General features: G+C 57.4%; 1 protein-coding gene and 2 pseudogenes. 1 reads left to right on the top strand and 2 read right to left on the bottom strand.

Features of this window, described 5'->3' with window-relative positions; genetic code table 11:
• Window positions 1-370 (bottom strand): annotated as a pseudogene (locus tag TU84_RS25125) (RHS repeat-associated core domain-containing protein); the annotation flags it as partial.
• Complete coding sequence (locus TU84_RS25120) at window positions 367-4,875, bottom strand: SpvB/TcaC N-terminal domain-containing protein (protein WP_048373999.1); 4,509 nt, start codon at window positions 4,873-4,875, stop codon at window positions 367-369. The pseudogene TU84_RS25125 and the gene TU84_RS25120, both read right to left, overlap by 4 nt.
• 317 nt (window positions 4,876-5,192) lie before the next feature.
• Here TU84_RS25120 and TU84_RS25115 point away from each other — a divergent pair.
• A pseudogene (locus tag TU84_RS25115) lies at window positions 5,193-5,547 on the top strand (RHS repeat-associated core domain-containing protein); the annotation flags it as partial.

Genomic DNA, 5,547 nt, shown 5'->3' with positions numbered 1-5,547 from the left:
CTGGTCGCATCAGTTCATCGTAGGTAAAGCGCCGATGGGTGTCGCGCCCGTCCCAGCTATCACGCAACTGCCCGGCGGCGTCATGACAGGCAAGCCGCCAGCCGGCATCCACGCTCGTGGTCAGCAGGACTTGGCCGCTGAGGCTGTAGCGCATGGACTGGTTTGCAAGATCGCTCAGCTCACATAAACGCGGGTCCCATTGCTGGCACAGGTGCCCCTTGGCATTGAACACTTGACGCTGGACCCGCTCAGCGATGGGCTCCTCAACTTCCTGTCGATGATAAGCAATGCTGCGTATAACCAAACCACGTGGGTCTGTGACCAAGAGGCTGGGTGTGTGCTGGTGCAAACCGATCTTGAGTGCCGTCATTTACGACGGCTTCGCAACTGTGCCAGCAATGTCGCCTTCAACGGTGCTGGCGGCACCTCTTGGTCCAGGTCATTTTCATCTTCGCTGATGGTGTACCACGTGAGGTAGGTTTGGCGGCGCCATCCGCCTCTGGCAGTGAACGTGTCAGTCGGCCGCCCGAGAGAGTCGTAGAACTGTTGATCGCTGTAACCGAACTCACGAAAGGACTCATCGTTGATATAGCGATGTTTATCCGCGAAGTAAGGCTGATATGTACGAATCGCCAGGCCTTTGTTGTTGTATTCCACCCGCTCACTGACCCGCCATCGCGGTACGTCCTGTACCTGGACCGGTTTACCGTTGTCGATGATCAGGTTGCCTTCATCGTCGACCGCATAGGCATAGCCATTCTCGACTTTTTGTTTGCTTTGCAGGGGGCGGCCAAAACCGTCGAAGCTCGCCAGGCTGATGCGGATTTGTTGAGCGGCATCTCCAGGGTAACGATCTGCCACCAGCACGGCGCTGTGTACCGGCTCGCGCCGTACCGCCTGAACCAGGAGCGCCAACTCCGGGTGGGTCATGGCGCGGGCCCGAGCCTTGGCACATAGATGCCCGGAGGGTATGACGTCACCTGATGCCACATGCTCGCGCATCCAGGCCTTGTCATTACGCAAGGTGTCTGGCACACGGCCCATCCAGCTAAACGCGTCGTAGACACTTACCGATGCGGCGTTTTTAATCGCGTCTTCAGGGCTTTCGATGGCCGCACCCGGATCTTTGATGCTCGTTTCAAAACTGCTGATCGGATCAAATCCGATCGCTTCCCCGCGTTCGGTCCCGTAGAAGCTGCTCGCCCGCAGTTGTCCGAAGGCGTCAAAAATGGCCTCTTGGGTATTCTGGTTAGGGTCGACGATGCGCCACGCTTGCAGGGTTCGGTAGTCATAGGTGGCCACGGTGCTACAGCCATCCGGGGTGGTGACACTGAGCTGCGCCAGGAAGTACGGGTCATAGGTGACGATTGTCAGGCCATGACTGAGGGTGGGCCGAAATTGCAGGATGTTGTAAAACTGGGCCGCCGTGCCGTAGGTCGCGAATCCGCGTCTGACGGCCCACAGCGCCTCTCCATCGTTGGGTAAAAAAACCTCCATGCGTACATAACCCAGCTCTTCGAGGCGCTGATAAAGATCAGTACGCTTGGTAAATACACGGTCATAGGCGGCCAGCGCGGTTTCATCCAGCTCCGCCGTTTCAGTGAAGTCGGCCAGCGCCGCCAATGTTGCTTGACCACCTTTGTAATGCTGGACGGCTTGCCCTGTCAGCACGCGCTCTTGTCGTGGTCTGAGCGGCCCTGCAAGGGTATCCAATAGCGTTTCGTAACCCAGCGTTTCGGGGGAGAGTTCGCTTGCGGGTAGCACCAGGGCATTAGTGCGCGACCGGTAGGGCAAGCCAAGACGCCAGGCTTTACGGGTCGTCAGGTTGATCGCCTGGGCCCGGCTTTCGCTCAAGTAATAAGACTGCTGGGCCTCATCGTGGGCTGCCTGCCACCACCGTTGTTGATGCTCGTCTACGAACGGAGGCACGCTGGCAGACGTTTTGCGCCGTGCATAATCGACTACAACGGCGTGAGTCGAACTGCCATAGGCATCCCAACTCAGTCCTACGCTGTGCTTGCAGAGCGGATCAAAATCTTCGTTTTGGTTGGTAGCGCTGTCGTACTGGTAGCTGATGGATTCCAGCGGCAACACCAGCATTGCCGCGTAGGGCTGACGGTGTTCAAGGTCCTGGGCCATTAGCTCACGGACCAGGTATCGATTGTGTTGCACCGAATACAGCACGTTATGACCGTCGGCATCTTCCAGACCAAAGACTTCTACGCGAAGGAGGGAGCCGCTCAGGGTTCGTGCCACTTCGCGCAATTGGGCCTGCGTAGGCGCGACAATAAGGTTGTCATGGTGCCGAGTTTCACCCCCACCGAGGCTTTCAGCCTTGTAACGGCTCAGCAGGGTAGGGCCTAAGGGTTGAGCCTTAGTGTCCCGCAGGTCATAACCGTCTGGCGCAAGCTCGGGGTAGCGGCCGGTGTGGAACCAGGTTTTGGTCAGTGTCGGGGCGGTATTGCCCACCGGTATGTCTTCGTTGTCGGCAGCTTCGGTATCAGTCTGGATCAGCAGACCAAAACCGCGGACTTCTCGCTCCAGACCGTCGTAGAAGCCCTGACGATACTGGAAGTGTTGAGTCAGGCGATTGCCGGTAATCTCGTCGAGTTGAGTTTGCTGAGCCACCACATGCATGGGAAACGGCAGGTAGCAAACGGCAGGTTTTTGAGCGGCAAGCAGTGATTGCTTTTCGTCCAGCCACTCCTGAGCCGAACTGCGATATCTGACAGTGCCTGTTGCCCCCATGTTGTTATTGGTTTCAACAAGCATGTACGGCTTGGCCTGTACAAAGTCGCAACGCCAATGGCGTGGTGACATGTGCGGTGATGTAAAAATCAGGCTCGAACAACCCAGCCCTTGCAGGTCTGCGGTACTGAGTTGGCAGGTATTGTCGTAACGCACGCCTTCGGGCCAGGGCACGCTTTGCCTGGCAGCAAAAGCGTTACCGCATTGGTTCATATAGATATCGATCGTTTGCGAGTTCAGGTACAGAATATCGGCCGCACCGCTGCCATCCAGATCGGCCAGTAATACACGGGATGCGTCAAAGTCTGCGTACTGCGCAAACTGCGGGCAAGGCAGCAAGAAGCCTTTGCCAAAGTTACCCCGACCCAGATTCGGCCAGCAGCGCACCTCATTGTGGCGAATACGTATCAAGTGTTGTTGGCCGCTGCCCAGCAGGTCGCTGAATGCTACGACTTCAGTTCGGCTGTCACTGAGCAAGGGCAGATGGTCGTCTGGCAAAGGGTGAGGCACGTCCAGTGCAGCGCTAAAGCCTGCTTCGCGGCGATTGGCATACAGGCGCACGCTGCGCGTGCCGATCAGTGCCAAATCGGACAATCCTGCACCGATCAAATCGGCCATTTGCCCTTGCGGGTGGAAGAACTCCTGAGGGAATGCCGCGAACGTTGCAAAGCGTGACCATGTGCGATCCGGGTTGAGGGTGAAAAAACCGCTCAAGCCTGGCTGGGCTACGATCCAGTCCAGTTTTCCGTCGCCGGTCAAATCGGTCAGTGACTGCTGCACCGGCTTGCTGGAGTCAGCCACTGGATGCGTAGGCAACGATTGCCAAGGGCCATATTTGACTTGGTTGGTGTCACCCGAGTCGGCGCGCATCGGTTCGCGATACAGCCAATTATCATCACTTCGATACAACACGCCGGGCATGCCTTCGCCATAAAGGTCCAGCAGTTGATACTGCTGGCCATCATTGAGGCCGGGCATGGACTCAAACTCGGTAAAGTGCTGATCCTGCAGCTTAAACGCTGAGTAGGTGAACTCCACAGGAGGGCGAAACTCTGCTGCGCCATCATCACCATAGGCGATGAGATGGGCTGCCACCAGGCAGTTGTAACTCAGTGGGCTGGTTTCATAGTTCAGCAGTAGGCGCTGCACCAGCAATGGCGCCTCACCCAATTCGTCGGGGAAGTGATGAAACATCAACACTTGACGGCACAGACGCAGATTGCCCAGTTCAAAGCCGTAAGCAAAACTTGAGTGCGGATCGCTGCGCACCGGCCATACGGTTTCTTCTTCATAGGTGGGTTTTTCGGTCAGCTCGACTGTGCGCTCGCCGTAGTCAAACAGCAGGTCGAAATGCCACTGAGCACTTTCAAGCGCTTGTTCATCCCATAAGTAAAGCGCGTCATGCGCCTCGAAATTGCCGTAACGCACACGGTTCAGATAGCACTGGGCGATGAAGTCGCGAGGGTGCTCGGGGTCCAGCCCCACCTCGTCTTCAGGCTTGTACTCGTAAAGCACGTGCTCACCATGGGCGTTCATGGTTTCTTCCAGCAACCATTCGCCGACCCGCAGCGGGTTGTGCGGGTCCGTACTGCGAGAGCCGGGGCGTAAGCCAAATACAGACTGGCTGCCATCGGCGCTGTATACCCGCCAAAAACCCGGGTCTAGCGGATCTGTCGGTTTGGCCGGTACTGGCCGCCAGTGCTCAATGCGATCGAAAGCGCCTTCGGCACGGGCAAAGTGGCGGGTCACATCGTATGCAATGCCTTGTTGGGTAACACGCGTCGCGAAACGCTCGCCCTGTTGATCTCGCTCAGCCAGCCACACATCACCGCTGGGGCCGACAATCACATCCTCATCAGTGTAAGTGGGTACGCCCTTGTTGCTGCGTCGGGCAACAACCCCGAGGTTGAGCGCCCAACCCAGGCCAAAAAGCCCGTTCCCCGCTGAACTGCTGCAGCTCAAACTCAGAGAAGGCCCATAACCACGTCCCGCCGACACAGGTAAAGGCAGCCCACTGCTGGCAGCCCCTGAGCTGCCAACCGCGCCCCAACCTTTACCGATACTTTGAATCGCGCCGCCGCCTTTGGGCAGTACCGGGGTAGAAACACTCAGTGAGTCTTCGGCCATGATCAAACACTCCGGTGGGGCAGTTTTTTGGCGGCTTTACCTGATTGGGCAGGGAGTGCAGCAGCCGGGAGCGCGCCCATGAGGTCCTGTCGACCAGGAGCGAGGGCCTTTTCGGGAAGTTTGGCGGTGGGCACAAGTGTCATGAGAAGTGAATGTGTGGCCATTTCCGCATCCTGCTCGTGTTGATGACTTCTGAGCAAACTACGGAATTTTCCTACTTCTGTGACCTGTCATTTCTGACAGTTGTTTAAAGTATTTACAGAGCGCTACTGTCACCAGCTTGAACACTAACCTCATATTTTGAGGCGCTATTGAGCATGTCCCTGCACCAAAACACCCCGACTTTGACTGTGAGCGACCCTCGCGGTCTTGTCGTGCGCACGGTGTCTTGGCACCGAAGTGCAACGCAGGACACGGTACAAGCACGCAACACGCTTCAGCGCTACGACGCAATCGGTCGGTTGAACCAGCAATGCGATCCGCGTTTATTTGAGCTGAGTGATCTTGCAAACCAGTCCATGCGCTACAGCCTCAGCGGCCAAGTGCTGCTGACCACGAGCGTGGATGCCGGCTGGCGGCTTGCCTGTCATGACGCCGCCGGGCAGTTGCGTGATAGCTGGGACGGGCGCGACACCCATCGGCGCTTTACCTACGATGAACTGATGCGACCAG

This window comes from Pseudomonas helleri (assembly GCF_001043025.1).
Taxonomy (GTDB): Bacteria; Pseudomonadota; Gammaproteobacteria; order Pseudomonadales; family Pseudomonadaceae; genus Aquipseudomonas; species Aquipseudomonas helleri.
Note: the sequence above shows the minus strand (reverse complement) of the source record. Positions and strands in the feature narration are given on the sequence as shown.